Annotated in this window: 3 protein-coding genes; 2 read left to right on the top strand and 1 reads right to left on the bottom strand. The window is 62.5% G+C overall.

What is annotated here, in order from left to right:
- Positions 1–343: 343 nt before the first annotated feature.
- Entirely contained in the window at positions 344–643 is a 300-nt protein-coding gene (locus VLR48_RS03855) for a hypothetical protein (RefSeq protein WP_325290513.1), read from the top strand.
- Between the two features lie 185 nt (positions 644–828).
- Here the strand turns inward: VLR48_RS03855 and VLR48_RS03850 are convergent, their stop codons facing one another.
- Positions 829–1,476, bottom strand: coding sequence for an OmpA family protein (locus VLR48_RS03850; protein ID WP_325290512.1), 648 nt, complete (start codon positions 1,474–1,476; stop codon positions 829–831).
- A gap of 83 nt (positions 1,477–1,559) precedes the next feature.
- Between VLR48_RS03850 and VLR48_RS03845 the strand changes: the two genes are divergently transcribed.
- The gene (locus tag VLR48_RS03845; RefSeq protein WP_325290511.1) at positions 1,560–2,015 is read left to right on the top strand and encodes a hypothetical protein; all 456 of its coding nucleotides are present in this window, start codon (positions 1,560–1,562) and stop codon (positions 2,013–2,015) included.
- The last annotated feature ends 158 nt before the right edge of the window (positions 2,016–2,173 follow it).

The raw sequence follows: 2,173 nt of genomic DNA, 5'->3' as shown, positions 1-2,173 counted from the left end.
AGGGTTGGCGATTGAAATTGCGTGAAGAATCGGGTGAAGAATTCCAGCAATGCTTCCAAGGTTTCACTCCTCTGTCGTGTATCGGAGAATCGCCGACCGAACAACAGAGAGGGTATGGGCATTCGCTGCCGACCATATATTGTTTTTTCTCGTGCAACGTATAGGCGAACAGCCATTCATTCGGGAATGACGACGGCGGTCGCAGTAAAAAACGAGCTTGAAACGAACATGATGGCCCCGATACCTTTCCAGGGTGCGGTGAAGTGCGCTGTCCCGAATGGCTCGTCTCTTCATCAGTGGTCTGTTTGGAACCGAGGATTCGACAATGAAGCGATTGCGACCGATGAGCCCTGTATTTCGAGTGGGGCTCGGCACCGGGCTGACGGTGGCATTGCTCGCCGTATCTCCCTCGCTTTTTGCCTGGGGACCGAGCGCTTTTTATCCGACTCCGATGGACCCGTCGATGCCGAGTCCGGAGCAGGCCCAACAGATGCGCGGCGAGGCGCCCGGGGTGCTTGAGACGATGCGCCGCGCACATTGGCAGTCCGCGCGTCGGGAATGGACCGGTATTCCGGCGCAGGAAGGCGAGAATCGGCCCGACTCGGGGGCGTCCGCGGACGGACCGGCTAGCTCGGAGCGCTGAGTCGGCAAAAAGCAGTTCCCGGGACAATTCAACGAGGAGGCGGCCAATGGATCACTCGGATCAAGACCGGGGCGCCACGTCGTAAGGGCGATCCCCCGTCGACGTGGACCGCGATCCGGAGCCCCTGATCGGTATCCCGGTTCATGCAGACCTCCGTCAATGGAACCTCCGACCGGCCGACGATCTCATCGTGCGAGGTCGAACGCGCGAGCGATCCCCGTGCCTCGCGCGTTCGACCAACCAACGAAATCTCGAGGGGCTCGTGACATCCGCTCCGCGGTGTCGCCTATGTCCCGTGTCAATCCGCGCCAAGTGCAGCCGTGACCGTAAAAGCGAACGCGGCCCGATACCAACTCTCGCGCGACCAACTCGACCCGCCGATTCATTGCACGACCTGACTCGGTGGTAGTGGACGCGACAGGCGCGAGGTCGGCAACGCCGGCCGGGACGAGTCGAGCGCGGTCCATGTCCGCTTGCGAGACCAGAGCGGCAACGACCGCCTCGGCGCGGGCTCGCGAGAGGCTCAGATTTGATTCATAGCCCCCGACATTGTCGGTGTGACCGACGACATAGAGATTCAACGCCCGCTGTGCCGACAAGAGACGGACGATTTCGTCGAGCGCTGGTTGCGACTCGGGCTTGAGGATGGCTTGCCCGAAATCGAAATAGATGTTGGGCACGGCGATACGGCCCTGCTCGCCGAGGGCCTTGGCGAGCCCCTCGGCGTCGATCAGTCGGGTCTCCATGGCGCTCGTTTCGATCACGTCCACGTAGACGAGGGCGCGGCCGAAGATGTCCTTAAACAGAACGCTTGATCGAGCAATCGAGGTCATGTCTCGGAGTCTCCTGTGCGATGAATGGACGCTCGCGACCCACCCGGCGGTGATCCATTGCAGATCGATCGGAGGAGACCCGCATGTTCAAGCGCGTGACTGTATTCACCTACGGGGTCGTCAGCGACCTCGTCTTCTTTGCCAGCTTTCTCTATGCCATCGGCTTCATCGGGAACATCCTGGTGCCCAAGTCGATCGACTCGGCGCCGACCGCGCCCTTCTGGACCGCGGCGCTGATCAATAGCCTGCTGCTCGGGATCTTTGCGGTGCAGCACAGCGTCATGGCCCGCCCGGCCTTCAAGCGCTGGATCACCCGTTACATCCCGCGCGAGGCGGAGCGCAGCACCTACACCTTGACGGCCAGTCTGCTGTTGATCGCGCCGTTCGTCTGGTGGCAGCCCATGGGCGGGGTCATCTGGACCGTGACCGACCCGGTCGGCGCATCGGCGATCGCGCCGACCGGGGCAACCGGTAGACGACGAATTCACCACGTCACCCCTAATCAACTTCCCCGAGGAGACACACCATGGCCGTCATGAGCCCCATCGATTTCGACGCCGGATATCTGCGCCACAAGGTCCGCGAGACCTGCGACCGGGTCGCCCGCGCCCCCTATGCGACCTACCACTTCCGCCGCGGCCCCGACTACGCCCGGGACTACCTCGGCTACAACGCCGAGGAGCTGGCCGCACTGCCG

It is taken from the genome of Thiocapsa sp., assembly GCF_035467215.1.
Lineage (GTDB): Bacteria > Pseudomonadota > Gammaproteobacteria > Chromatiales > Chromatiaceae > Thiocapsa.
The sequence above is the reverse complement of the archived record's forward strand: the minus strand, read 5'-3'. Positions and strand labels throughout refer to the sequence as shown.